This window comes from Cytobacillus sp. Hz8, assembly GCF_042263505.1.
Lineage (GTDB): Bacteria > Bacillota > Bacilli > Bacillales > Cytobacillaceae > Bacillus_BE.
In genome coordinates, this window is record NZ_JBHKFI010000011.1 from 119,997 (window position 1) to 145,005 (window position 25,009).

At 38.2% G+C, this 25,009-nt stretch carries 21 protein-coding genes, 1 other RNA gene and 1 other annotated feature; of the genes, 19 read left to right on the forward strand and 3 right to left on the reverse strand.

The annotated features are described in order from the left end of the window. Positions 1-63 precede the first annotated feature (63 nt). From ACE38V_RS14580 to yajC, 7 genes are all read left to right on the forward strand, one after another. Positions 64-600: a BofC C-terminal domain-containing protein gene (locus tag ACE38V_RS14580; protein ID WP_375842260.1), complete on the forward strand. Its 537-nt coding sequence runs from the start codon at positions 64-66 to the stop codon at positions 598-600. 125 nt (positions 601-725) lie between these two features. Further along, positions 726-1,334: a Holliday junction branch migration protein RuvA gene (gene ruvA / locus ACE38V_RS14585; RefSeq protein WP_375842261.1), complete on the forward strand. Its 609-nt coding sequence runs from the start codon at positions 726-728 to the stop codon at positions 1,332-1,334. Positions 1,335-1,373: 39 nt separating this feature from the next. Then, complete coding sequence (ruvB, locus tag ACE38V_RS14590) at positions 1,374-2,375, forward strand: Holliday junction branch migration DNA helicase RuvB (RefSeq protein ID WP_375842307.1); 1,002 nt, start codon at positions 1,374-1,376, stop codon at positions 2,373-2,375. Further along, positions 2,372-2,578 (forward strand): DUF2905 domain-containing protein, encoded by a 207-nt coding sequence (locus ACE38V_RS14595; RefSeq protein ID WP_375842262.1) that lies wholly within the window; start codon positions 2,372-2,374, stop codon positions 2,576-2,578. Before ruvB ends, ACE38V_RS14595 begins: the two co-directional genes overlap by 4 nt. 34 nt (positions 2,579-2,612) lie before the next feature. Further along, positions 2,613-3,641 (forward strand): tRNA preQ1(34) S-adenosylmethionine ribosyltransferase-isomerase QueA, encoded by a 1,029-nt coding sequence (gene queA, locus ACE38V_RS14600; protein WP_375842264.1) that lies wholly within the window; start codon positions 2,613-2,615, stop codon positions 3,639-3,641. Between the two features lie 79 nt (positions 3,642-3,720). Next, positions 3,721-4,860, forward strand: a complete 1,140-nt coding sequence (tgt, locus tag ACE38V_RS14605) for a tRNA guanosine(34) transglycosylase Tgt (protein WP_375842265.1) — start codon at positions 3,721-3,723, stop codon at positions 4,858-4,860. A 24-nt stretch (positions 4,861-4,884) separates the two neighbouring features. After that, positions 4,885-5,154, forward strand: coding sequence for a preprotein translocase subunit YajC (gene yajC, locus ACE38V_RS14610; RefSeq protein WP_375842267.1), 270 nt, complete (start codon positions 4,885-4,887; stop codon positions 5,152-5,154). A gap of 71 nt (positions 5,155-5,225) precedes the next feature. Here yajC and ACE38V_RS14615 read toward each other — a convergent pair whose 3' ends face one another. Further along, positions 5,226-5,615 carry a TIGR04086 family membrane protein gene (locus ACE38V_RS14615; protein ID WP_375842268.1) on the reverse strand — a complete coding sequence of 130 codons (390 nt, stop codon included), beginning with the start codon at positions 5,613-5,615 and terminating at the stop codon, positions 5,226-5,228. 205 nt (positions 5,616-5,820) lie between these two features. After that, the gene (gene spoVB, locus ACE38V_RS14620) at positions 5,821-7,383 is read right to left on the reverse strand and encodes a stage V sporulation protein B (RefSeq protein WP_375842269.1); all 1,563 of its coding nucleotides are present in this window, start codon (positions 7,381-7,383) and stop codon (positions 5,821-5,823) included. Between the two features lie 124 nt (positions 7,384-7,507). Between spoVB and ACE38V_RS14625 the strand changes: the two genes are divergently transcribed. The 6 genes from ACE38V_RS14625 to dtd all read left to right on the forward strand — a co-directional run bounded on the left by ACE38V_RS14625 (position 7,508) and on the right by dtd (position 16,884). Next, complete coding sequence (locus ACE38V_RS14625) at positions 7,508-7,804, forward strand: post-transcriptional regulator (RefSeq protein ID WP_375842271.1); 297 nt, start codon at positions 7,508-7,510, stop codon at positions 7,802-7,804. 210 nt (positions 7,805-8,014) lie between these two features. Next, a complete protein-coding gene (secDF, locus tag ACE38V_RS14630) occupies positions 8,015-10,282 on the forward strand; it encodes a protein translocase subunit SecDF (RefSeq protein WP_375842273.1) in 2,268 nt (755 codons plus the stop codon). Positions 10,283-10,625: 343 nt separating this feature from the next. Further along, a complete protein-coding gene (gene recJ, locus ACE38V_RS14635; protein ID WP_375842275.1) occupies positions 10,626-12,992 on the forward strand; it encodes a single-stranded-DNA-specific exonuclease RecJ in 2,367 nt (788 codons plus the stop codon). After that, positions 12,983-13,495, forward strand: a complete 513-nt coding sequence (locus ACE38V_RS14640) for an adenine phosphoribosyltransferase (RefSeq protein ID WP_375842277.1) — start codon at positions 12,983-12,985, stop codon at positions 13,493-13,495. Before recJ ends, ACE38V_RS14640 begins: the two co-directional genes overlap by 10 nt. Positions 13,496-14,169: 674 nt before the next feature. Beyond that, entirely contained in the window at positions 14,170-16,365 is a 2,196-nt protein-coding gene (locus ACE38V_RS14645; RefSeq protein WP_375842279.1) for a RelA/SpoT family protein, read from the forward strand. 78 nt (positions 16,366-16,443) lie between these two features. Then, on the forward strand, positions 16,444-16,884 hold the full coding sequence (dtd, locus tag ACE38V_RS14650) for a D-aminoacyl-tRNA deacylase (RefSeq protein WP_375842281.1): 441 nt from the start codon (positions 16,444-16,446) through the stop codon (positions 16,882-16,884). Positions 16,885-16,992: 108 nt separating this feature from the next. Here dtd and ACE38V_RS14655 read toward each other — a convergent pair whose 3' ends face one another. Continuing rightward, on the reverse strand, positions 16,993-18,300 hold the full coding sequence (locus tag ACE38V_RS14655; protein WP_375842283.1) for an N-acetylmuramoyl-L-alanine amidase family protein: 1,308 nt from the start codon (positions 18,298-18,300) through the stop codon (positions 16,993-16,995). Positions 18,301-18,543: 243 nt separating this feature from the next. Here ACE38V_RS14655 and ACE38V_RS14660 point away from each other — a divergent pair, with 243 nt between their 5' ends. The 6 genes from ACE38V_RS14660 to ACE38V_RS14685 all read left to right on the forward strand — a co-directional run bounded on the left by ACE38V_RS14660 (position 18,544) and on the right by ACE38V_RS14685 (position 24,837). Continuing rightward, positions 18,544-18,720, forward strand: a complete 177-nt coding sequence (locus tag ACE38V_RS14660; RefSeq protein ID WP_375842285.1) for a hypothetical protein — start codon at positions 18,544-18,546, stop codon at positions 18,718-18,720. Between the two features lie 142 nt (positions 18,721-18,862). After that, positions 18,863-19,103, forward strand: a binding site (T-box leader). A 70-nt stretch (positions 19,104-19,173) separates the two neighbouring features. Beyond that, positions 19,174-20,445 (forward strand): histidine--tRNA ligase, encoded by a 1,272-nt coding sequence (gene hisS, locus ACE38V_RS14665; protein WP_375842287.1) that lies wholly within the window; start codon positions 19,174-19,176, stop codon positions 20,443-20,445. A 13-nt stretch (positions 20,446-20,458) separates the two neighbouring features. After that, entirely contained in the window at positions 20,459-22,228 is a 1,770-nt protein-coding gene (gene aspS, locus ACE38V_RS14670; RefSeq protein WP_375842289.1) for an aspartate--tRNA ligase, read from the forward strand. Between the two features lie 70 nt (positions 22,229-22,298). Then, positions 22,299-22,486: non-coding RNA, 6S RNA (gene ssrS / locus ACE38V_RS14675), on the forward strand. A gap of 179 nt (positions 22,487-22,665) precedes the next feature. Next, complete coding sequence (locus ACE38V_RS14680) at positions 22,666-23,433, forward strand: tRNA threonylcarbamoyladenosine dehydratase (protein ID WP_375842291.1); 768 nt, start codon at positions 22,666-22,668, stop codon at positions 23,431-23,433. Positions 23,434-23,553: 120 nt separating this feature from the next. Beyond that, the gene (locus tag ACE38V_RS14685; RefSeq protein ID WP_375842292.1) at positions 23,554-24,837 is read left to right on the forward strand and encodes a replication-associated recombination protein A; all 1,284 of its coding nucleotides are present in this window, start codon (positions 23,554-23,556) and stop codon (positions 24,835-24,837) included. Positions 24,838-25,009 lie beyond the last annotated feature (172 nt).

Genomic DNA, 25,009 nt, shown 5'->3' on the forward strand with positions numbered 1-25,009 from the left:
AAGGATAGATAATGGAAATTAAAAATTTTTTTGATTTTCTTATCGATAATAGAGGTGGTCAACATGAGAAGCATTCTTCCCCGATTGCTGATGGCTTTTGTTTTCATTTCAGCTTTTATCATTCAGACAAATCAGATATCCGCTCACGGCATGGATCGTGAGCATTCCAAAACTGAAAGTCAGGAGAAACCAATTCATTTAAAGGTCATATTAGAAAGATCCTATGTTGATGGAGATAAGAGCCAGGAAGTGGTTCATGAAACAATCTGGTCAATGGAGAATTTTTGGGCGAAATATGACCAATGGGAGTTAGTTTATATGGGGAAGGATCAATTAGTTTTTCGTCAAAATATTGATGATATCTCACCTTTATTAAAATCAAATGGATATTTTGGAATAACGGATGAGGGAATCCTGACCATTTTTAACGGCAAACCAAGAAATTATCAAATCATCCATTCATTTTTTCAGATTGATATTGGGAAGCTTGAGAGCAAAAAGCATGAACAATTAAAAAAAGGGATTCCAATCAAAACAAAAAATGATTATGAAGAGGTTTTGGAAAGCTTTAAAATGTACTCAAAAGAGGAAAAACATTAGGAATCTTTTGCCTAGAAGTCTGTCACTATAAAGTGACAGACTTTTTTTCCGTTAGGATATTTCCTTCGTAACTGATCACTTGATATGATAAAATGAGGTACAGCAAATGTTGAGGAGCGGATGTTTTGTTTGAGTTTATAAAAGGAATTATAGAATTTGTTGGACCGGAATATATTGTGATCGAAAATCAAGGGATAGGGTATCAAATTGCAACACCTAATCCGTTTTCCTATTCCAATTTGATGGGGAAAAATGTGACGGTGTATACGTATCATTATGTTCGTGAGGATGTTATCGCTTTATATGGATTTCATTCACGTGAAGAGAAAAGCTTATTCACAAAGCTATTAAATGTCTCAGGCATTGGGCCGAAGGGGGCACTTGCTATCCTTGCCTCTGGTGTTCCAGAACAGGTGGTACAAGCGATTGAAGCGGAGGATGAGGCTTTCCTTGTAAAATTCCCGGGTGTCGGGAAGAAGACAGCAAGACAAATGATTCTTGATTTAAAAGGAAAGTTGCAAAATGTCGTTCCAGATTATTTTCCCAGTCTTTTCTCAAGTAATCTTGATGAGGTGAAACAGCTTCATAATCAAGAACTAGAGGAAGCTTTATTGGCATTAAAAGCACTAGGTTATTCGGAAAAAGAAATTAATAAAATGACGAAAGACTTAGGAAAAGAAAAACGGACGACGGATCAATACTTAAAATTAGCTTTACAAAAGCTATTAAAATAAAACTTGGATGATTTTTTCATGAAAAAGGATGGGGAACAAATGGAAGAACGAATTGTATCAGGGGAAGCTGATGTGCAAGATTTCTCGTTCGAACAAAGCTTGCGTCCACAAACCTTAAAACAATATATTGGGCAAGATAAAGTGAAGGAAAATCTTGATATCTTTATTCAAGCAGCAAAGCAGCGAGAGGAAACCCTTGATCATGTATTACTTTATGGACCTCCAGGGCTTGGAAAAACAACATTGGCTGCTATTATTGCCAATGAGATGGGAGTGAATATTCGCACAACCTCTGGACCAGCGATTGAACGCCCAGGAGATTTAGCCGCAATATTAACTGCACTTGAGCCGGGGGATGTATTATTTATCGATGAAATTCATCGCTTGTCAAGATCAATTGAAGAGGTTCTATACCCTGCAATGGAGGATTTCTGTTTGGATATTGTCATCGGAAAAGGGGCAAGTGCCCGTTCCGTCCGTCTGGATCTTCCTCCTTTTACATTAGTCGGTGCAACGACAAGAGCGGGATCCATTTCTGCTCCATTAAGAGATCGATTTGGCGTTTTAGCTCGGCTAGAATATTATCAAGAGGAACAATTAAAGTTGATTGTCATGCGGACCTCTGATTTATTTGAAATCGAAATAGATTCACAAGCAGCAAGTGAAATCGCCAGGCGTTCTCGAGGCACTCCAAGAATTGCTAATCGCCTTTTAAGGAGGGTCCGGGATTATGCCCAGGTTCGTGGAGATGGGGCTATTCATAGCGATTTAGCCATTGAGGCACTTGAGCTTCTGCAAGTGGACCGTTTAGGGCTCGATCATATTGACCATAAATTATTAAAAGGGATTATTGAAAAATTCCGCGGTGGTCCCGTGGGTCTAGAAACCGTTGCTGCCACCATCGGTGAAGAAGCACTGACGATTGAAGATGTATATGAGCCGTATTTATTGCAAATCGGATTTTTACAAAGAACCCCAAGAGGCAGAATTGTCACTGATTTAGTATATCGTCATTTTCATATGGAGGTGCCTAAAGATTGACTGGAATTCCAAAATTACTCATGACGGTTGGGGCCATTATTTTTGCAATTGGTTTTTTGCTGCAATTTATTCATATTGGGAAGCTTCCAGGAGACATTATTATTAAAAAGGGAAATACGACCTTTTATTTTCCTTTGGCCACTTCGATTATATTAAGCATTTTATTATCATTCGTATTATACTTATTGGGGAAGTTTCGTTAAAAAAATTGTAAATCAGTTAGAGTAGGGTGACAACATGAAAGTAGATTTATTTGATTTCCATTTACCAGAGGAATTAATTGCACAAGTACCTCTTGCGGATCGTACAAGCAGCCGTTTAATGGTGCTTGATAAAGAGAATGGAAATATTCGACACGATATTTTTAAAAATATTACCTCCTACTTAAAAAAAGGAGATTGTTTAGTATTAAATGACACAAGAGTATTACCTGCCCGTCTTTTTGGTGAAAAAAAAGATACAGGGGCTAAAATAGAGGTGCTCCTTTTAAAACAAACAGAAGGAGATACATGGGAGACTCTTGTAAAGCCAGCTAAGCGTGTAAAAGAAGGGACTGAGATTCTGTTTGGAGATGGTCTTTTAAAAGCAATCTGTGTAGGAACCTCTGATCATGGAGGAAGATTGTTTTCATTTCGGTATGAAGGTATCTTCTATGAGGTTCTCGATCAATTAGGGGAAATGCCTCTTCCACCATACATAAAGGAACAATTGGATGATCAAGAACGTTATCAAACCGTCTATGCAAAGGAGAGAGGTTCTGCTGCAGCACCAACTGCAGGGCTCCATTTTACGGAAGAATTATTGGAAGAAATTAAATCTTTGGGTGTTCATTTAGCCTTTATTACCTTACATGTAGGTTTAGGAACCTTTCGACCTGTAAGTGTCGATGATGTCGATGAGCATGAGATGCATTCTGAGTTTTACCAAGTCTCAGAAGAAACTGCCCGTTTGCTGAACGAAGTAAGGGCAAATGGTGGACGCATTATTACCGTAGGAACCACCTCAACGAGAACACTTGAGACCATAGCAAGTAAATATGATGGGAAGTTTGTAGCGGGGTCTGGGTGGACAAGCATCTTTATTTTCCCAGGCTATGAGTTTAAAGCGATTGACGGGATGATTACGAATTTCCATTTACCAAAATCAACTCTCATTATGCTAGTAAGTGCTTTAGCAGGTAGAGAACATGTTCTTAAAGCGTATGAAACAGCCGTAAAGGAAAGATATCGCTTCTTTAGTTTTGGAGATGCGATGCTTCTTATATAGAAACGTCCATATTTAATAGGAGAGACACCAATTTCCTCTTGTTAAATTAAGGAGAAGTTCCATTCAGGAGGTAGCAAATTTGACAGCAATTAAATATGAATTAATCAAAACATGTAAACAAACAGGTGCTCGCTTAGGACGGGTTCACACCCCGCATGGTTCCTTTGAGACCCCAATCTTTATGCCGGTAGGAACCTTGGCAACAGTAAAAACCATGTCCCCTGAAGAATTGAAGCAAATGTCCGCCAATATTATCTTAAGTAATACCTATCATCTCTGGTTACGACCTGGTCATGATATTGTGAAGGAAGCAGGGGGATTGCATAAATTTATGAATTGGGACCGTTCCATATTAACGGATTCAGGTGGATTCCAAGTATTCAGTTTGAGTGATTTTCGTAAAATAGAAGAAGAAGGTGTTCATTTCCGTAATCACTTAAATGGTGATAAGTTATTTCTCTCACCGGAAAAAGCGATGGAAATTCAAAATGCCCTTGGCTCCGATATTATGATGGCCTTTGATGAATGTCCACCATATCCTGCTACATTCGAATACATGAAGAAATCAGTAGAAAGAACTTCAAGATGGGCAGAAAGATGTTTAAATGCTCATACTCGCCCAAACGATCAAGGGATATTTGGAATTGTCCAAGGGGGGGAATACGAGGAACTGCGTAAGCAAAGCGCCAAGGATTTAGTATCATTAGATTTTCCTGGCTATGCAGTAGGTGGATTGTCTGTTGGCGAACCGAAGCATGTAATGAATCGCATGCTTGAATTTACAACCCCACTATTACCAACAAATAAGCCAAGATATTTAATGGGAGTAGGTTCACCAGATTCATTAATTGATGGGGCCATTCGCGGAATTGATATGTTTGATTGCGTTTTACCAACTAGAATTGCGAGAAATGGCACTTGTATGACAAGCGAAGGGCGTCTTGTTATCAAAAATGCAAAATATGCACGTGATTATCGCCCGCTAGATGAGCATTGCGACTGCTATACATGCAAGAATTATACGCGCGCTTATATTCGTCATCTTATTCGTTGTGACGAAACATTCGGAATTCGACTTACATCTTATCATAACCTGCATTTTCTGTTAAAATTAATGGAAGAGGTCAGACAAGCTATTCGTGAGGATCGCTTGGGTGACTTTAGAGAAGAGTTTTTTGAGCGTTATGGCTTCAACAAACCGGATGCTAGAAACTTTTAATAAAGCTTGAAAGGAGGAAATAGAATGGAAGGTTTAGTAGGCACAATAGGTCCTCTGTTATTAATGTTTGTTTTGTTCTACTTTTTATTAATTCGTCCACAACAAAAGCGCCAAAAAAATGTTCAACAAATGCAGAGCAGTTTAAAAAAAGGTGACAAGATTGTGACAATCGGCGGTCTTCATGGTACAATTGATTCAATTGATGAAGATACGGTTGTTATTAAATGCGGTGATGGAAGTCATCTGACATATGACCGTGTTGCAATCCGTGATGTTAAATCATCAGAGGATTAAGAAAAATAGCTGACTCCAAAACTTTGGAGTCAGCTTATTTTTTTCTACATAATCCAATGAAGTATTATTCTTCATGTGTTACGCGATTTTGTGGTCATATTCACTCCCAGGATTCCACCCATCATGGCCGTTAAAATATAGCAAGTATGATAAATCAATGTTTCCATAGAAAATAATCGATTTAATCCCAAAAATTGAAATAAGAATATAATTAAAGAAAAGACAAGCCCCGTTAAACTACCAAGCAGCCATCCTTTTTGTTTTCCCCGTCCACCTGAAATAAAGCCACCCAGAAATAATGTAATAAATGAAATGGCTGTTACAACAAATTGGAGGGAAGATTCTTGGAGAGAAGTAAATTTCAATAGGATGGACATCACAAAGCTAGTCACGATTAACAATAAAAAAATTGTAATAATCCCATATAAAATTGAACTACCTATTTTCTTTGATTCCTCCATTTTTTGATCCCCTTTCTTAAAATCCAATTACCTGAAGAATTCGCACAGCTTGTTTCTTATAGTACATGCATATTCACAACACATGAAAAGTAGAATGAAAAGGTGGTTTTAAATTTGAAAAAGTATCCTTTTATTGCTATTTAAACGATGAAAAATAAGGTGTTTACAACAGAATTGAAAAAGCTAATCATTTTACCTTTACTTATTAGGAAGAAACAAATCGTGACAAAAATTTTCCAATTAACGGAATGCGGGTAAATTCATTTTTATAAATAAGTCCGAAGAGAATAATGAGTATGGAATAAAGAATCACCATAATTACTGTTGTCGTGAACAAATTGAGAGTTAGCTGAAGATGATCGGACATACTTGAAAAAACAAAGGAACCAACCATTCCAGTAATGGTTATGGCAAGAATGGTTTTGACATAGTCTCGAACATAAAAGGTAAAAGAAATGGCTTTTACGACAGTGGCAAAATGAAGTAAGGTCACGAGTAAAATCCCAACTACAATACCGATGGCTGCCCCATTAATTCCAAAGCTGGGTTGACTTGCCAATAAAAGGATGACTACTGTTTTGACCAAAGCCCCAAGAAAACTATTAATCATGGCGGCTCTCGCCAGGTTTAATGCCTGGAGTGTAGCCTGTAGTGGACCTTGATAATATTGCAGAAGGAAAAAGGGTGCCATCAGCTTTATAAAAAAGGATCCACTTGAAGAGCCATACATGACTTTCATTAAAGGCTCAGATAATACATAGAGAATGACAACGGAAATCCCTCCAGTAATAAAAACGTAACGTAAAGCCTGCTGTAAGCGATGCTCTATCATTTTTTTATCATGACGAGAATTTGCTTCACTAATTGCAGGGACTAGTGAGGTCGATAGAGAATTCGTTATAAAGGAGGGAAGCATTAACAAGGGCATGGCAAGACCAGTTAACGCTCCGTATTGCCTTGTTGCAAGAATTGTTGTCACACCCGCTAGGGCTAATGCTTGAGAAACAACGATTGGTTCTAGGAACCAGGAAACATTTCCGATTAGTCTACTCCCGGTAGTCGGGATGGCAATTTGCATTAATTCTTTAAACGTTTGTTTTCCAGTTTGAACATGATGAAAGAAGCGCCCTCTCAACCGAAAACGTTTTTTTAATTTAAAGCTTGTTAACAAATAAATCAGTGATGACAATTCTCCAATCACAGAGGCCAACATCGCACCCGCTGCAGCATACTCAACGCCATAAGGCAAAAACTTTTTTGTCATGAAGGCAATCAAGGCAATGCGGAAGGTTTGTTCAATCACTTGTGAGATAGCAGCAGGCTTCATATTTTGTTTCCCTTGAAAATAGCCCCTTAATACGGATGATATGGCCACGATCGGAACAATCGGGGCAATGGCTAATAACGGTAATTGAGTTCTTGGGTCTGTAAACAAGGTATGAGCAAGATAGGGCGCAAGAAAAATGAGAGCAGGTGTGAAGAGAACGGATAAAGTAATGGTAGTGCTTAGAGAAACGACTAGGATTTTTTTTATTTTTTTAACGTCTCCTAGTGCTTCAGCCTCTGCGACATTTTTCGAGATGGCAACCGGTAACCCTAATTGTGTAATGGTGATGACGAGGATTAGTGTAGGGAAGGCCATCATATATAACCCTACTCCTTCTTCCCCAATAAAACGGGCAATGACAATCCGATTAATAAACCCTAGTACTCTTGTTACCAAGCCCGCAATTAATAAAATAACGGTCCCTTTTAAAAACTTAGACATCCATTTCCCTGCCTTCTCAAAAATGGTGATATCATTTACAATTAACTATATGCAATGATGTGGACAAAGCATGACAAGGTTGAGATAAATATTAATTTAAAAAGGTAAGAGGAGGCGGCTCGATATGAACATCGGCCATAAATATGATCACTTTCGCAACCAAGTACAGCCTGCTTTGAAAAGTAAATTGGAAGAATTTGAACTTCTTGGATATGGTACAGTATTAGAAGATACATTGTGGAAATTTTTAACTAAAAAAAAGTGGAAAAAGCCGAAGGAAGAGATGAAGCTTTTTGAAATTGTGCAAGATATTTTATCTGTTGACGCCGGTGAGTACATGAGTTTTGTTACCGTAGAAGCCTTTAAAGAATCTGAATTTTATTTTGTTAACGGAGATGATTTAAAGGAATTATTAAAGTAGGGCTATGACTTTTTACCTAAATGAATGAGAGATTTCTTTGTCAAAAAAAACAGTTTTCTTGAAATTGGCATTGAATGTTCACGTTCATAAATTGACAGCTTTTCCAATCTGTTTCATAATGAGAATGTTGATTTTATAAAAATAGCATCATTCTGATTCCAAGAGAGATTGTGGTTATTTAGGCCTTGAATTAAGGAGGATTTATACATAATGGTTAAACGCAGTAGAATTGTTGCTTTCCTGCTACTAGTGCTTTTGTTAGGCGGGCTAGTCGGTGGAACAGCTAAGAACATCCTAGAAAATATCAAGCTTGGGCTGGACCTTCAAGGTGGTTTTGAGGTTTTATATAAGGTAGAACCAGCGAAAAAGGGACAAGAAATTGACAAGAAAGTTTTAGCCAATACGGTGGACGCTCTTGATCGACGTGTCAACGTGCTCGGTGTGAGTGAGCCGAACATACAAATTGAAGGAAAAGACCGCATTCGTGTGCAACTAGCAGGTGTTAAGGACCAAAATAAAGCACGTGAAATTCTTTCTACACAAGCGAACCTAACGTTCCGCGATGTGAATGATAAGAAAATGATGGATGGCACGGATTTAAAAGAGGGTGGAGCGAAGCAAACCTTCGATGAAAATGGGAACCCGAGTGTATCTTTAACATTGAAAAGTGCAAACAAATTTAGAGATGTGACCCAGAAAATTGTGAATATGGGTGAACCTAATAATCTACTTGTCATTTGGTTAGATTTTAACGAAGGTAAGGATTCGTTTAAAGCGGAAGCAGCGAAAAAGGATCCAGGCTATCTTTCTGCACCTCGTGTAAGCCAAGTGTTTAATCAGGATACCGTTTCAATCGTGGGTGATTTCAAGGTTGAAGAAGCGAAAACATTAGCTAACTTATTAAATGCAGGGGCTTTGCCAGTTAAATTAAAAGAAGTGTACTCAACTTCAGTTGGTGCCAAATTTGGAGAACAAGCATTAAATGAAACGATATTTGCAGGAGTAGTCGGAATTGCAATTATTTTCCTATTTATGCTTTTGTATTATCGCTTACCAGGGTTCGTGGCAACCGTTGCTTTATCCGTCTATATTTATTTAATATTACTGGTCTTTGACTGGATGAACGGTGTGCTGACGCTGCCGGGAATTGCGGCGATAATCCTCGGGGTCGGGATGGCAGTCGATGCCAATATCATCACGTATGAGCGGATTAAGGAAGAAATAAAAGTCGGTAGAAGCATTAAATCTGCCTATAAAGCTGGGAGTGCCGGAGCTTTTACGTCCATCTTTGATGCAAATATTACGACCCTTTTAGCAGCAGGTGTGTTATTCTTCTATGGAAACAGCTCTGTTAAAGGGTTTGCGACGATGTTGATTATCAGTATCCTCGTCAGCTTTATCACAGCCGTATACGGTTCCAGATTACTGCTTGGATTATGGGTACACAGTGGTTTATTTGACAAGAGACCTGGTTGGTTTGGCGTTAAGCAAAAGGATATCCATAAGATTTCCGAAAACATCGATACGCTGCAAATTCCAACTCATTTTGATAAACTGGATTTTGTGCATAATCGGAAGAAATTTTTCACGATTTCAGGGATTCTTTTAGCTGCATCAATTATTGCGATTATTTTTGTTCGCTTGAATCTTAGCATTGATTTTTCAAGTGGTACACGGATTGAGTTGTTATCCAAGCAACCATTGACTTCAGAGGAAGTACAATCACAGTTTAAACAGTTGCATATTAAAACAGAGGATGTTGTCATCTCAGGAGATAAGAAAGATATTGGTGTGGCAAGATTAAAAGGAGTATTATCAAAAAATGAGATTGCCGATTTAAAATCTCACTTTAAAAAGGAATTTGGAAATGAACCAAATGTAAGTACCGTTTCACCAATGGTTGGTAAGGAATTAGCGAAAAATGCCCTGATTTCAGTGGCGATTGCTTCCATTGGAATTATCATTTATGTTGCCTTCCGCTTTGAGACAGCAATGGGGATTTCAGCAGTTCTTGCCTTAATTCATGATGTCATCATGATTATCGGATTTTTTGCCATTACTCGACTTGAAGTCGATTTGACCTTTATCGCGGCTGTCTTAACGATTATTGGTTATTCTATTAATGACACGATTGTTACCTTTGACCGGATGCGTGAATCCATGATTAAGAAGAAACGGTTGAAAACACCAGAGGATATTGCAGAAGTAATCAATGTTGGGATAAGACAAACCTTAACGCGTTCAGTCAATACGGTTTTGACGGTTATAATCCCAGTTATTACCCTTCTGATTTTTGGAAGTGAGTCTATTCGTAACTTCTCGATTGCTCTTCTCTTTGGATTAGTAGGCGGTGTCTATTCCTCTATTTGTATCGCAGCGCAAATATGGTATGTGTTAAAAGTGAAGGAATTGAAGAAAAAAGGTACAATTAAAACGACGAAGAAAAAACGAATGATTTCAGATGAACCACAAGTATAAAATGTAAAAATCAAGGGACTGTTTCATTTTCGCGAATTTAAAATGGTTAGAGCTTTTTAGTTCGGTTAGGAGGGCAGTCCCTCCTTTTTTTTTGCACTTTAAGAAAGTATAAATTGGCAGCGGTGATGAAGATCGAGGTAGTGGCCAATTTTAGGAATAAAGTATAAGGGCAACTACGCCTCTGTCTTCGCCTGAAGGCTTGCCAATCGGCGAGTTTTCTTTATGGCTTTTTAGAAGATGAACTGATTTCTTGTTGTTCGGATTTCGTAGGTGATTGTCAACGAACTTACATTGAATCAAAATAAAGGCTCCTGTATAATAATATCTCTAAAGAGGTGGGCGTATGTTAAAACCAAAAAGTCGATGGATTGTTCGTGAACCAGATCAAGAACAGGTTGAAAGACTCATTTCGGAGCTGAACATCACTCCTCTTGTGGCTTCTTTACTTGTTAATCGGGGATTGCGAACACCTGAATCAGCAAAGAGTTTTTTATATGAAACCAATCAGGATTTTCACGATCCTTTTTTATTGCCTGAAATGGAGAAAGCTGTCTTAAGAATTCATAAGGCAATCGAAACACAAGAGCCTATTTTAATATATGGTGATTATGATGCGGATGGAGTTACAAGTACAACTGTCATTATGTATACCTTAACTGAACTAGGGGCGAATGTAGATTTTTACATTCCCAATCGTTTTACGGAAGGGTACGGTCCGAATGAAACTGCTTTTAGAAATGTTGCAAGTCTTGGCATTCGCCTGATCATTACTGTTGATACTGGAATTGCGGCAATACATGAAGCACAAGTCGCAAAGGAATTAGGGGTTGATTTGATTATCACCGACCACCATGAGCCTGGGCCTGAGCTGCCTGATGCCTATGCTATTGTTCATCCCAAATTGGAGAATAGTGAGTACCCCTTTCGCGATTTAGCGGGTGTTGGCGTAGCCTTTAAGCTCTCCCATGCGTTATACAAATGCGTTCCAGAGCATCTCTTAGAAATTGCAGCCATCGGAACAGTAGCGGATCTTGTTTCACTTACAGATGAAAATCGATTAATTGTGAAAAAAGGTCTTAAAAAGCTCAAGGAAACCGAAAATTTAGGCTTATTAGCATTGCTTAAAAAGGCAGGAGGGCAACTTTCAACGATTGATGAAGAGACGATTGGCTTTGTTATCGCTCCAAGGATTAATGCGATGGGAAGACTTGATCGTGCAGAACCAGCTGTCCATCTTCTTTTAACGAATAATCCTGTTGAGGCGGACGAGTTAGCAACAAAAATTGATCGATTAAATAAAGAAAGACAGACAATCGTTGCGGAAATTACAGAGAAAGCCATTAAAGAAGTGGAAGAGCATTATCCAATCAAAGATAACGCCGTTTTGGTTGTCGGAGGGACCGGTTGGAATGCTGGAGTGATTGGAATTGTTGCATCGAAACTGGTTGAAAAATATTACCGACCAACGATCGTACTTAGCTATGATGAAGAAAAGGGCTTAGCTAAAGGATCTGCAAGAAGTATTATCGGTTTCGATTTATTTAAGAATTTATCCACCTGTCGTGATATTTTACCGCATTTTGGTGGACACCCTATGGCAGCAGGGATGACCTTAAATTTAAGTGATGTAGTCCAATTCAGAGACCGTTTAAATGGACTAGCAAAAGAACAGTTGACAGAAAAAGATTTTATTCCGGTTACAACGGTGGATTGTGAAATAAAAATGGATGAAATCAACTTGAGTGCGATTGAGGAAATGGGATTACTTTCTCCATATGGAGTGGATAATCCAAAGCCAAAGGTTTTGGTTCAGCAAGTTGGCTTTTCGCAAATAAGAAAAATCGGCTCTGATCAGAGTCATTTAAAGCTGACCTTATCCACTGATAACACCAGTTTAGATGGAGTTGGGTTTGGACTAGGACATTTATATGAGGGCATCTCCCCACTCGCAAAATTATCCGTGACTGGAGAGCTTTCCATTAATGAATGGAATAATATTCGTAAACCACAAATTTTCCTACAGGATATTGCAGTCTCCTCGTGGCAGCTTTTTGATTACCGGGGACAAAAACGAATGCATCAATTAGTTAGTGCGATTCCTAAAGAAAATACAAAATGGATCTTGTTCAATCATGAGAATAAAGGGAAGTTACAAAGATACTTTGCCGTTGATTTTGACATCGTTGATTGCGAAACATCTGCACAAGAATTATCAATTGATGATTCTAATGTTGTATTAGTTGATATGCCATCAAATAAAGATTTACTTGAAGGGTTGCTTAAAGGGAAAAAACCAGAAAGAATATATGCGCATTTTTATCAGGAAAAAAGCGACTTCTTTAGTACGATGCCAACTCGAGAGCATTTTAAATGGTATTATGCTTTTCTCTTAAAGAAAGCCCCTTTTGATATTGGAAGATTTGGCGATGAATTAGCGAAATATCGCGGATGGACAAGAGACACAATTGATTTTATGTCAGAGGTGTTTTCTGAATTAGAATTTGTTAAAATAGACAATGGATTTATTTTCTTAAATAAGAGTATGCAGAAACATGATTTAACAGAATCGCTTGTTTATCGTATGAAGCAAGCCCATTTTGCACTTGAACAGGATTTGTTATATTCCTCATTCCAAGAACTACATCAGTGGTTTGATGAAATGCTTCAAGGGCAGATGAAAATTGAGGAGGCAATGGAAGAATGGATTTAAAACCATATGTTACAATTGTAGAGGATTGGCCAAAACCTGGAATTAAATTTAAAGATATCACCACATTAATGGATGATGGGAAAGCATATAAATATGCGACAGATCAAATCGTGGCATATGCTTGTGAAAAACAAATAGACCTTGTTGTAGGACCTGAAGCAAGAGGCTTTATTATCGGATGCCCGGTTGCCTATTCATTAGAGGCAGGATTTGCCCCTGTCCGTAAAGAAGGAAAACTTCCACGAGAAACTGTAAAGGTTGAGTATGGTCTTGAGTATGGGAAGGATGTTCTTACCATTCATAAAGACGCCATCAAACCTGGACAAAGGGTTTTAGTTACGGACGATCTTCTTGCTACAGGTGGAACGATTGAAGCTACGATTAAATTAGTGGAGCAGCTTGGTGGTGTTGTTGCAGGGATTGCTTTTCTCATTGAATTAACTTATTTAGATGGTCGCAGCAAGCTTGATGGTTATGATGTCTTAACTTTGATGCAGTTCTAATGAGAAATCCTTATAATTTGCATAAATAGTAAACCGAAAAGAGCGCTAAGAAATAGCGCTCTTTTTGTACTTTAAGAAGGTATAAATTAGCACCTCTATCTTCGTCTGAAGGCTCGCCAAACGGTGAGTTTTTTCTTTATCCCACTCTTAACGGACATTTTGACTCCCACTTCAAGATTCTGAGAATACGAAGAAGATAAGTGGGAGATCAACTGTCTGTAAAGGTCCGACGAGGGATTAAGGTCCTAGTCAGGCGAAGCCACAGGACGTGGCGTTATGAGCGTGAATAAGTGAAATAAGATTTTTCTTTGGGCCTCAGCCCTTAGAAAAATCAATCAGGCTTTGCGTGACTAACCATCAGTGGGGGATGAATGGCAGACTAAAAGCGCGATGTCAATCGCAACGTCTGCACACTTCACGTCCTGTGCGTCGAAAACCCCCACTGATGGAAGTTTCACTTTATATATCTATAATTTTCTTGAAATTGGAAGAAAAAGAGCGCTCAAATCTATTTTTTCGACATTTTTTTAAATTCCCATGAAAAATAAATTTCAATCTCTTTACATATTGCTTTTTTTTCAAGATAATAGTAACAATCATTCAATTTTTTCAAGTAATAAAAATCATATAGTAATTATTAAATAAAAGAAATTATAGAAATCAAAGGTGATTATATGGCGAATGATCAGGTTTTGACCGCCGAACAAGTCATCGATCGAACAAAGCAATATTTAAATGATGAGAATGTAGAATTGGTGAAGAAAGCATATGAATTTGCCAAGTATGCTCATCGTGATCAATTTCGAAAATCAGGTGAACCGTATATCATTCATCCCATTCAAGTTGCTGGAATTCTAGCCGATTTGCAAATGGATCCTTCAACGGTGGCTGCTGGTTTTCTTCATGATGTCGTTGAGGATACTCCGGTTACTTTAGATGATTTACGGAAAATCTTTAACGATGAAATTGCGATGTTAGTCGACGGTGTCACAAAACTCGGAAAAATTAAATACATGTCTAAGGAAGAACAGCAAGCAGAAAACCATCGGAAAATGTTTGTGGCCATGGCTCAGGATATTCGCGTAATATTAATAAAATTAGCTGATCGTTTGCATAATATGAGAACCCTTAAACATCTTCCAGCTGAAAAGCAAAGAAGGATTTCTAATGAAACATTAGAGATATTTGCTCCTTTGGCTCATCGATTAGGAATTTCCAAGATTAAATGGGAATTAGAAGATACAGCTTTACGCTATTTAAATCCTCAGCAATATTATCGCATTGTAAATTTGATGAAGAAAAAAAGAGCAGAACGTGAGCAATATTTAGAGGAAGTAATCGAAGAGGTAAAAATGAGGATGAATGAGGTTTCTATTAAAGCAGAGATTTCAGGACGTCCAAAGCATATTTATAGCATCTATCGCAAAATGGCATTACAAAATAAGCAGTTCAATGAAATATATGATCTTCTTGCAGTAAGAATTGTAGTGAGCAGTATTAAGGATTGCTATGCGGTGCTAGGGATTATTCATACATGCTGGAAGCCAATGCCTGGCCGTTTTAAAGATTATATTGCAATGCCTAAGCCAAATATGTATCAGTCACTTCATACGACTGTTATAGGTCCTAAGGGTGAGCCGCTTGAAGTCCAAATTCGGACAGTGGAAATGCATCGTATCGCAGAATTCGGGATTGCCGCTCACTGGGCGTATAAAGAAGGAAAAACGGTCAATGAATCTTCTTCATTTGAAGAAAAGCTAACATGGTTTAGAGAGATTTTAGATATTCAGGACGAAACAACAAATGCCGAAGAATTTATGGAATCTCTTAAAATTGACTTATTTTCCGATATGGTCTTTGTCTTTACCCCAAAAGGAGATGTCATCGAATTGCCGTCGGGTTCCGTTCCAATTGATTTTGCCTACCGTATCCATTCGGAGATAGGGAATAAAACCATTGGGGCAAAGGTTAATGGAAAGATGGTCACGCTCGACTATGTTTTAAAAACAGGAGATATTATCGAAATTCTTACCTCCAAACATTCGTATGGACCAAGTCAGGATTGGGTCAAGCTTGCCCAAACCTCTCAGGCCAAGAGTAAGATTAGACAATTCTTTAAGAAACAAAGAAAAGAAGAAAATGTCGAAAAAGGCAGGGAGCTAGTAGAAAAAGAAATCCGCAGCATGGATTTTGATGTGAAGGAAATATTGACAGCAGAGAATATTAAAAGAGTAGCTGAGAAATTTAACTTTGCCAATGTTGAGGATATGTATGCTGCTGTTGGATATAATGGCATTACCGCTTTGCAAATTGCCAATCGATTGACGGAAAAATGGCGAAAGCAGCGGGACTTAGAACAAATAAGCACGATCAAACATGCTGTTTCTGATTTAAAAACCTACCCTCAGACGAAAAAACGAGAATCTGGAGTTAGAGTTGCAGGGATTGATAATCTCTTAATTCGATTATCTCGCTGTTGTAATCCAGTACCGGGAGATGAAATCGTCGGTTTTATTACAAAAGGAAGAGGGGTTTCCGTTCATCGTGCCGATTGTCCAAATATTGAGACGGAAGATGCTAAGGCAAGATTAATTGAGGTAGAATGGGAAACCGGTCTGACGACGCGAAAAGAATACAATGTTGAAATCGAAATTACTGGCTATGACCGCAGAGGGTTATTAAATGAGGTTCTCCAGGTAGTAAATGAATCGAAAACCGATATTTCAGCCGTTTCTGGTCGAACGGACCGTAATAAAATGGTGACCATTAATATGTCGATATCCATCTTAAATGTGAGTCACTTGCATAAAGTGGTGGAACGGATTAAACAAATTTCTGAAATCTATTCTGTTCGTCGAATTATGAACTAATCGAGCAAATCTATGGTAGGCGGCCATTTAGCAAGTTAAAAGGAAAGGTAAGAACTGTTAGACAAGGAGTTAAAAAAGATGCGGATCGTTGTGCAACGCTGTAAAGAAGCAAATGTGAAGGTAGCAGGAGAAATGGTTGGTGCTGTTGGAAAAGGATTCATGCTGCTTGTAGGTGTCACTCATGACGATACTGAAAAGGATGCAGAATTTCTTGCTGATAAAATTTCTCATCTTCGTGTTTTTGAAGATGGGGCAGGGAAAATGAATTTGTCCTTATTAGATGTGGGGGGCGGAATTTTATCCGTTTCTCAATTTACATTATATGGCGACTGCCGCAAAGGAAGAAGACCTAATTTCATGGATGCGGCTCGACCTGATCATGCGCTTAAGATATACGATGCCTTTAATCGCTATTTGCAAGCTAAAGGAATTCAGGTGGAAACAGGCAAGTTTGGGGAAATGATGGATGTACATTTAATCAATGATGGGCCTGTGACATTAATAGTAGAAAGTAAATAATGATTTTAAATCAATAACCAATAAATAATATTTGAGGTGACTCTTGAAAAATGACTTTTTTGAGCCACCTTATTTTTTTAGGTTTATTAGAGGAAATGATTCAAATAATTAATAGGATTTGCTGAAATAATGTTTCAATCCCTCAAAGATAGCACTTGAGACAAGCTTTTGATACTGTTCACTCTTAGCAAGCTTTTCTTCCGTTGGATTGCTTAAATACCCAAGCTCAAGGAGAATCGCTTTTTGCGTGTTTTCTCGTAAAACATGGTAATCACCAAACTTAAGACCTCTGTCCTTCATGATTGATAAACCAGAAAGGGCTGAATGAACCTCAATTGCGAGTGGTTTTTGATAGGAGTGGTAGTAATAGGTTGTCACACCTTGAATGCTTGAATCGAAAATACTATCGTAATGGATGCTTATAAAGGCATCAGCATTCTCTTTTCCTGCAATTTTTACTCTTGAAGGCAAAGAGAGAAAAGTATCAGTCACCCTCGTTAAAACAACGGTTGCTCCTGCTGATTCTAACTGTTCAGCTAGTAGCTTCGCTGTCCGTAACGTTAAATCTTTTTCATTTGTGCTAGAAAAACCAGTGGTTCCTTTATCCTGACCTCCGTGACCGGGATCAATCACAATGACTTTATTTTTCAGTGGATTTTTTTGTTTGCTTTGGCCATTGGTATTTTCTAAAGAAACGACCCAAGCGGCCACGTAGCCGCTGTCACCATTTGCTAGTCGTATTTTATACCAATTTTTTTCAGATTCGATAATTGGAAATGTATTACCTGAATTTGCTTTTTGAATAATATCATAGGATAAATCGGGACCAGTACGAATATTGGTTTTGTCTTGGAGGATCATGACATTTTTTTCTTCCACCATTTTTTTAACTTCATCTTTATCCTCACTTGTGCTTTTGGGAGATGCTTGAGAATGAATCATCACATACTCTTTATAAACCCAGCCATCTCCTGCTGGTGTTAAAAGTTTTACCCAATTCTGTTTGGTTTTCAGAATGGTGAAGCTTTCCCCCTTATTCATGACCCCGATGATTTCAGCATTCGTGCTTGGTTCTTTTCTTACCCTTAAATGATCAGCATTTGAAGTGGCTTTTCTTTCTGCTTTTTTGCTATTCAATGTTGGTGATTTTGTAATGAGCCAGTTTGCAACCCATCCTTTTTGGTTATTCCCAATTTCAATGAGACTCCAATCTCCTTCTTCCTTTAGTAGGGAATAACTTTCGTTTTTTGAAGCTTTTGCTAGTATTGGATATTCTAGTCCGGGACCTTCGCGTATGTTGACGATTTCATCAGAAATGATAATCGTTTGCTTTTCTGCCTTTGCAAAAGAGGGTCCAAACAAAATAGAAAGGAAGAGAAGCGCTGTAATGAAGGATATCGTTCTTTGTTTAGGCAAGGAGCATTCCCCCTTAATCAGTATCTTGAAACGAAATTTGGCATTGGACATATTGGTTAGTAGAAAGATTTTTGATCCTATTTGTGGTTCTATATCATTTCTATTAAAAATTAATAATTCCTTTTAAAATCGAGAGAGATTTTGTCCACAAAGTTTGACAAACATTTTTAGACAACTTTCTTGTAACATTTTTTGCATTGATGGGAACACTAAAAGTCAGATGAACTAAAGAGGTGACAATCGATGCGATTTAGCGAAAAGGGAATGACTTCTCAAGCAGGAGAAAATCAATTATTTGGGGTGGATTTTCATGATTTTATTCAAAAAGAACAAAATGCCAATATGGTAGAACTAGCTTCAGAATTTGGGATATCCATTAAAGATGTACAGAAATTAAAAAAACAACTGGGGCGCTCCTAATCTTGTGTAAAGCATTTTTGAAAAAACACAGGAGCTATTGACTTTTCTATCATAGCTACGTATTATTATAGAGATAAAGTAATACTTCATTAGAGGTATTTTTCAAAAAAGATTTTTCATGACTTGTATGAAAATGAAATAAGAACAACCAATGACAGAGAATAGTAATTAGGAACCACGTGGAAAGAGAGGAAATGTCCCCGGCTGAAAGCATTTCTCCATTGTGACTTAATGAAGGAACACTCTATAGGCTTCTCTCTGAAATATCCATTTTTAGTAGGAGATGAACGTTCACAGGCGTTAACTGTAAAAGTGGAAATGTCAGAGCTTTTGGCATTTCAACTAGGGTGGCACCACGGGAAATGATAACTCTCGTCCCTTGTATGATTACAAGGGATGGGGGTTTTTTATTTTGGTTCCTAAAGAATTTGATACATATAAGGGAGGTTTATGATGTCCATTCAAATACCAAGAGGAACGCAGGATATTCGTTCAGGGGATGTTGAAAAATGGCAGTTAATTGAAGCAAAAGCAAGAGAGCTTTGTGATCTCTATCAATATAAAGAAATCCGCACCCCCATTTTTGAACATACCGAATTATTTTTAAGAAGTGTGGGCGATACGACTGATATTGTCCAAAAGGAAATGTATACCTTTGAAGATCGTGGAGGAAGAAGCATTACTCTTCGCCCAGAAGGTACTGCATCAACCGTTAGAGCTTTTGTGGAACACAAGATGTTTGGTGAGGCTAATCAGCCAGTAAAGCTCTATTACATGGGACCTATGTTTCGTTATGAACGTCCACAAGCGGGTCGCTTTCGTCAATTTGTTCAATTTGGCATTGAGGCATTAGGAAGTGCTGATCCAGCCATTGATGCAGAAGTGATTTCGCTTGCCAGGCATTTATATCAAGCCCTCGGTTTGAAAAAACTCAAATTAGTTATTAATAGCTTAGGTGATAAAGAAAGTAGAAATGCTCACCGCGAAGCATTAATAGAATATTTTCGCCCACGTATTGGCGAGTTCTGTCATGATTGTCAAAATCGCTTAGAAAAAAATCCAATGAGGATTTTGGATTGTAAAAAGGATCACAATCATGAATTAATGAAATCTGCGCCTTCCATAATCGATTACTTAAATGAAGAATCTAAAAATTATTTTGAAAAGGTGCAGAAGTATTTAACAGCACTAAACATTCCATTTGAAATTGATCCAAATCTTGTTCGTGGTCTTGATTATTATAATCATACAGCCTTTGAAATCATGAGTGATGCAGAAGGATTCGGTTCTATTACCACCCTTTGTGGTGGAGGTCGATACAATGGATTGGTTGAAGAAATTGGAGGACCGGAAACCCCAGGTATTGGCTTTGCCTTAAGCATTGAACGTTTTATCGCAGCTTTAGAGGCAGAAAGCATTGAGCTTTCGCTGAATAAAGGCATCGATTGCTATGTGGTTGCTTTAGGAGATGAAGCAAAGGATTACTCCGTATCTCTACTTCAACAACTGCGGTCGGCCGGCTATTCAGCAGAGCGCGATTATCTCAATCGAAAAATTAAAGCGCAGTTTAAAGCAGCGGATCGACTGCAAGCAAGCTATGTTGCGATTCTTGGAGAAGATGAGCTGAAGGCTAATAAAATCAATGTAAAATCAATGAAAACAGGTGAACAGACAGAATTAGAATTAGATCAATTTATCGATCAATTTACATTACTAAATAAATAGGGGGATCATCAACATGTTTGGAAGGTCTTATTTCTGCGGAGAGGTTCCAGAAGCGGCTATCGGTGAAAAAGTTAAATTAAAAGGCTGGGTCCAAAAAAGACGTGACCTTGGCGGTGTGATTTTTATTGATCTTCGCGACCGTACAGGGATTATCCAAGTCGTTTTTAATCCGGAAACATCTGCTGAAGCTTTGAGGACAGCAGAAAAAATTCGTAATGAATATGTACTGGATATTGAAGGAGAGGTTATAGCACGTTCAGAAGGTACCTTCAATGATAACTTGAAAACAGGCAAAATAGAAGTGAAGGCGGAAAAGGTGGTTATTTTAAATGAAGCCAAAACACCTCCTTTTATCATTTCTGATCAAACCGACGTCTCAGAGGATGTTCGATTAAAATATCGTTATTTGGATCTGCGACGACCTGTGATGTTTGAAACATTTAAAATGCGTCATCAAGTCACACAGGTGATTCGTAACTTCTTAGATAGCGAAGGATTTTTAGATGTGGAAACACCGATCTTAACAAAAAGTACTCCAGAAGGGGCACGTGATTATTTAGTGCCAAGCCGTGTTCATCCTGGTGAATTTTATGCACTTCCACAATCACCACAGTTATTTAAGCAGCTTCTGATGGTTGGTGGATTTGAACGCTATTATCAAATTGCTCGTTGTTTCCGCGATGAAGATTTACGTGCGGACCGTCAACCAGAATTCACACAGGTCGATATTGAAACAAGCTTCATGAGTCAAGATGATATCATTGCGCTAATGGAAAGCATGATGAAAAAAATAATGATGGATGTAAAAGGAATAGAGGTTCAAACTCCATTCCCGCGCATGAAATATAAAGAAGCAATGGATCGTTATGGCTCTGACAAACCAGATACCCGCTTTGATATGGAGCTTGTTGATCTATCTGAAATACTGCAGAATTCTAGCTTTAAAGTATTTGCTGGTGCCCTTTCCTCAGGCGGACAAGTAAAAGCAATAAATGTGAAACAGGGTGCTGAAAAGTATTCACGTAAAGATATTGATGCTTTAACTGAATTTGTAGCGGTATACGGAGCAAAGGGATTAGCATGGTTTAAGGCTGAGGAAGATGGCTTAAAAGGCCCAATTGCAAAATTTATCTCTGAAGAAGAGCAAATCGGTATTAAAGCAACACTTGAAGTCGAAAATGGTGACTTATTATTATTCGTAGCTGATAAAACAAGTGTTGTTGCAGATGCACTTGGCGCTCTTCGTTTGAAGCTTGGAAAAGAGCTCGATTTAATTGATCAAAATAAATTTAATTTCTTATGGGTAACAGATTGGCCGCTTCTTGAATATAATGAAGAGCTTGGCCGCTATTCTGCAGCCCACCATCCTTTCACAATGCCATTTAGAGAGGATCTTCCACTGCTTGAAGAGAAGCCAGAAGAAGTCCGTGCACAAGCTTATGATATTGTGCTTAACGGCTATGAGTTAGGCGGTGGTTCACTGCGTATTTTTGAACGTGAAATCCAGGAAAAAATGTTTAAAGCGCTTGGCTTTACTGAGGAAGATGCAAAAGCACAGTTCGGATTCCTCATGGAGGCATTTGAATATGGAACACCACCACATGGAGGAATTGCCATTGGCCTTGACCGTCTAATTATGCTGCTCGCTGGAAGAAGCAATCTTCGTGACACGATTGCATTTCCAAAAACAGCAAGTGCAAGCTGTCTCTTAACCAATGCTCCTGGAGAGGTAAGCAAGGCACAATTACAAGAGTTGAATCTAGCATTAACTGTGAAAAAATAGTCAATTTGTGCTACCCTCACCTTTCTTGAAAATCAGTATCTGTTATGATATGATAATTTCAATAAAATAAAGAGTCCTGAGGTGCTCGTTGTATAACCTAAAGTTTTGACCGAACATTTCGTCTTTGGGAGCTCGGAGTTTTTAAGTAGCGTAAATGCCTATGGATTTAGGACTTACTAAGCTTAAAATAGAACACCCACCTGCTAGTAGCGGGATCAAAACAAAGGCACATAAAGCGACGGCACAATTGGGACTCTTTCGTTTAATAGACAATTACGGAGATGATCACGAAAATGATCATCTCTTTTTTATGCCTCTTTTTATTATTATTATTCCTATTGCTCTACTTGTTTTTAAAAGAAAGTATGTTATATTCAATATCGGGAAAAACAAAAAATAAGTGTTTTCTAAATTTTGTTATGTCGGAGTTGAGATAAATGTTACATCAGTTTTCGAGAAATGAGCTTGCAATTGGTAAGGAAGGTTTAGAAATATTAAGAAAAAGCACAGTAGCGGTTCTAGGAATTGGCGGGGTTGGCTCTTTTGCGGCAGAGGCCTTAGCAAGGTCCGGTGTAGGGAAATTAATTCTAATTGATAAAGATGATGTGGATATCACCAATGTCAATCGTCAAATTATGGCTCTATTATCAACGGTTGGCAAGCCCAAAGCTGATTTAATGAAGGAAAGAATTAAAGATATAAATCCTGAGTGTGAAGTCATTGCTTTAAAAATGTTCTATACAGAGGAAACCTATGAAGAAATTTTTGCTTACGGGCTTGATTTTGTGGTAGATGCATCGGACACAATCTCTTATAAAATTCATTTAATGAAGGAATGCTTAAAGCGAAACATTCCCATCATTTCAAGTATGGGTGCGGCAAATAAAATGGATCCAACACGTTTCCAAATTGCTGATATTTCAAAAACACATACTGATCCTATTGCAAAGGTGATTAGAACCCGCTTAAGAAAAGAAGGAATTAAGAAGGGAATTCCGGTTGTCTTTTCTGATGAAAGCCCGGTTGTTATTCGCGAAGAGATTAGAAAAGTTGTTGGCAAGGATGACGCAAAGATTCGAAAGGCTAAAATGCCACCAGCATCAAATGCTTTTGTTCCTTCTGTTGCTGGTTTGATTGAGGCAAGCTATGTGGTTAGGGAGCTTTTAAAAGGAATTGAAATTAAACGGGTGAAGGATGAGAAATAAAAGGCAGGACGATTTTTCGTCTTGCTCTTTTTTTTACACAAGTAATCATCAGCCTATTTTATTTAATTGTCCAGATATTAACGATATAATTAGATTAGCAATAGGTTGGAGGTTATCAAAGTGAATGGTGAACCACTTGCTTACCGGATGAGACCGACTCATTTAGATGAAATTGTTGGTCAAAAAGAGGTAATAGGAAAGAAAACGAGTTTATATAAAATGATTCAAAATGGCTATGTCCCTTCTATGCTTTTATATGGCGAGCCTGGGACAGGGAAAACGTCCATCGCCTTTGCGATTGCCGGCACTACGAACATCCCGTTTATTGCCCTGAATGCGACTACAGCTGGAAAAAAAGATGTGGAAGCGGTTGTAGAGGAAACGAGACTAACTGGAAAAGTGATTTTATTTTTAGATGAAATCCATCGTTTTAATAAAGCTCAACAGGACTATCTGTTGCCACATGTAGAACGTGGGGATATCATTCTTATTGGGGCAACAACTGAAAACCCCTTTCATGATGTAAACCCTGCGATTCGCAGTCGTTGTGGGCAAATTAAACAGCTATCCAGATTGAAGGAAGCAGATATCGAAGAGCTTCTTCAACGTGCCGTCAAGGATGAAAAAAAAGGCTTAGGGAAGCTTTCCATTCAAATTTCAAATGAACAAATTAAGAAAATCGCTCAAGGCGCTAATGGTGATGCCCGGAAATCATTAACCATGCTTGAATCTATTGTCTACTCTTCGTCACAGGAAAATGGTGTCTTTGTGATTGAAGATGAAACGATTGCAGATTTAATCGATAAAGTGGGGGTATATGGCGATAAAAAAGGCTCTAATTTCTATAATCTCCTTTCATGCCTGCAAAAAAGCATTCGTGGCAGCGATGTTGATGCGGCCCTTTATTACTTAGCCCATCTGCTGGAAATTGGTGATTTAGTAGCTGTGAGTCGCCGTTTGCTTGTCATCAGCTATGAAGATATTGGGTTGGCCAATACTACTGTTGGGAATAATGTACTAGCAGCAATAACAGCAAGTGAGAGATTAGGACTTCCGGAAGCCCGTATACCATTATCAGTTGCTGTCATAGAGATGTGCCTCTCTTCTAAATCCAATTCGGCAATAGTATCCATTGACAAGGCTATTGAAGGAATCAGAAATGGAAAAGTGGGGGAGATTCCGAAACATTTACGGGATGCTCATTATGCGGGTGCAAAGGCACTGGGACATGTGGGCTATTTATATCCACATGATTATCCCATTGGTTCCTTTGGCGGTTGGGTTAAACAACAGTATCTTCCCAAGGAATTGGCTGATGTTCACTATTATACGCCAACAGAAGCGGGTCAGGAAAAGCGACTGGCGGGAATTTATAATAAGCTGCAGGAATTTAAGAAGGATTAAGAAAAAGTATCAAATTATTGATACTTTTTCTTTATATCTATGGTTTCAAGCATCATATTATGGAGATTATGTTATAATCGCAAATGCCTATCAATATAGTATGGTTTTTGATACAATTAAATTGGTGGCTTATGAACGTGTGGTTTTATCCCACTCTTAACGGACATTTTGA

Excerpts from the sequence above, each read along its gene's own strand:
- ACE38V_RS14580 (WP_375842260.1), top strand. The coding sequence starts at position 64 with ATGAGAAGCATTCTTCCCCGATTGCTGATGGCTTTTGTTTTCATTTCA.
- ruvB (WP_375842307.1), top strand. The coding sequence starts at position 1,374 with ATGGAAGAACGAATTGTATCAGGGGAAGCTGATGTGCAAGATTTCTCG.
- queA (WP_375842264.1), top strand. The coding sequence starts at position 2,613 with ATGAAAGTAGATTTATTTGATTTCCATTTACCAGAGGAATTAATTGCA.
- yajC (WP_375842267.1), top strand. The coding sequence starts at position 4,885 with ATGGAAGGTTTAGTAGGCACAATAGGTCCTCTGTTATTAATGTTTGTT.
- ACE38V_RS14615 (WP_375842268.1), bottom strand. The coding sequence starts at position 5,615 with ATGGAGGAATCAAAGAAAATAGGTAGTTCAATTTTATATGGGATTATT.
- spoVB (WP_375842269.1), bottom strand. The coding sequence starts at position 7,383 with ATGTCTAAGTTTTTAAAAGGGACCGTTATTTTATTAATTGCGGGCTTG.
- ACE38V_RS14625 (WP_375842271.1), top strand. The coding sequence starts at position 7,508 with ATGAACATCGGCCATAAATATGATCACTTTCGCAACCAAGTACAGCCT.
- secDF (WP_375842273.1), top strand. The coding sequence starts at position 8,015 with ATGGTTAAACGCAGTAGAATTGTTGCTTTCCTGCTACTAGTGCTTTTG.
- recJ (WP_375842275.1), top strand. The coding sequence starts at position 10,626 with ATGTTAAAACCAAAAAGTCGATGGATTGTTCGTGAACCAGATCAAGAA.
- ACE38V_RS14640 (WP_375842277.1), top strand. The coding sequence starts at position 12,983 with ATGGATTTAAAACCATATGTTACAATTGTAGAGGATTGGCCAAAACCT.
- ACE38V_RS14645 (WP_375842279.1), top strand. The coding sequence starts at position 14,170 with ATGGCGAATGATCAGGTTTTGACCGCCGAACAAGTCATCGATCGAACA.
- dtd (WP_375842281.1), top strand. The coding sequence starts at position 16,444 with ATGCGGATCGTTGTGCAACGCTGTAAAGAAGCAAATGTGAAGGTAGCA.
- ACE38V_RS14660 (WP_375842285.1), top strand. The coding sequence starts at position 18,544 with ATGCGATTTAGCGAAAAGGGAATGACTTCTCAAGCAGGAGAAAATCAA.
- hisS (WP_375842287.1), top strand. The coding sequence starts at position 19,174 with ATGTCCATTCAAATACCAAGAGGAACGCAGGATATTCGTTCAGGGGAT.
- aspS (WP_375842289.1), top strand. The coding sequence starts at position 20,459 with ATGTTTGGAAGGTCTTATTTCTGCGGAGAGGTTCCAGAAGCGGCTATC.
- ACE38V_RS14680 (WP_375842291.1), top strand. The coding sequence starts at position 22,666 with ATGTTACATCAGTTTTCGAGAAATGAGCTTGCAATTGGTAAGGAAGGT.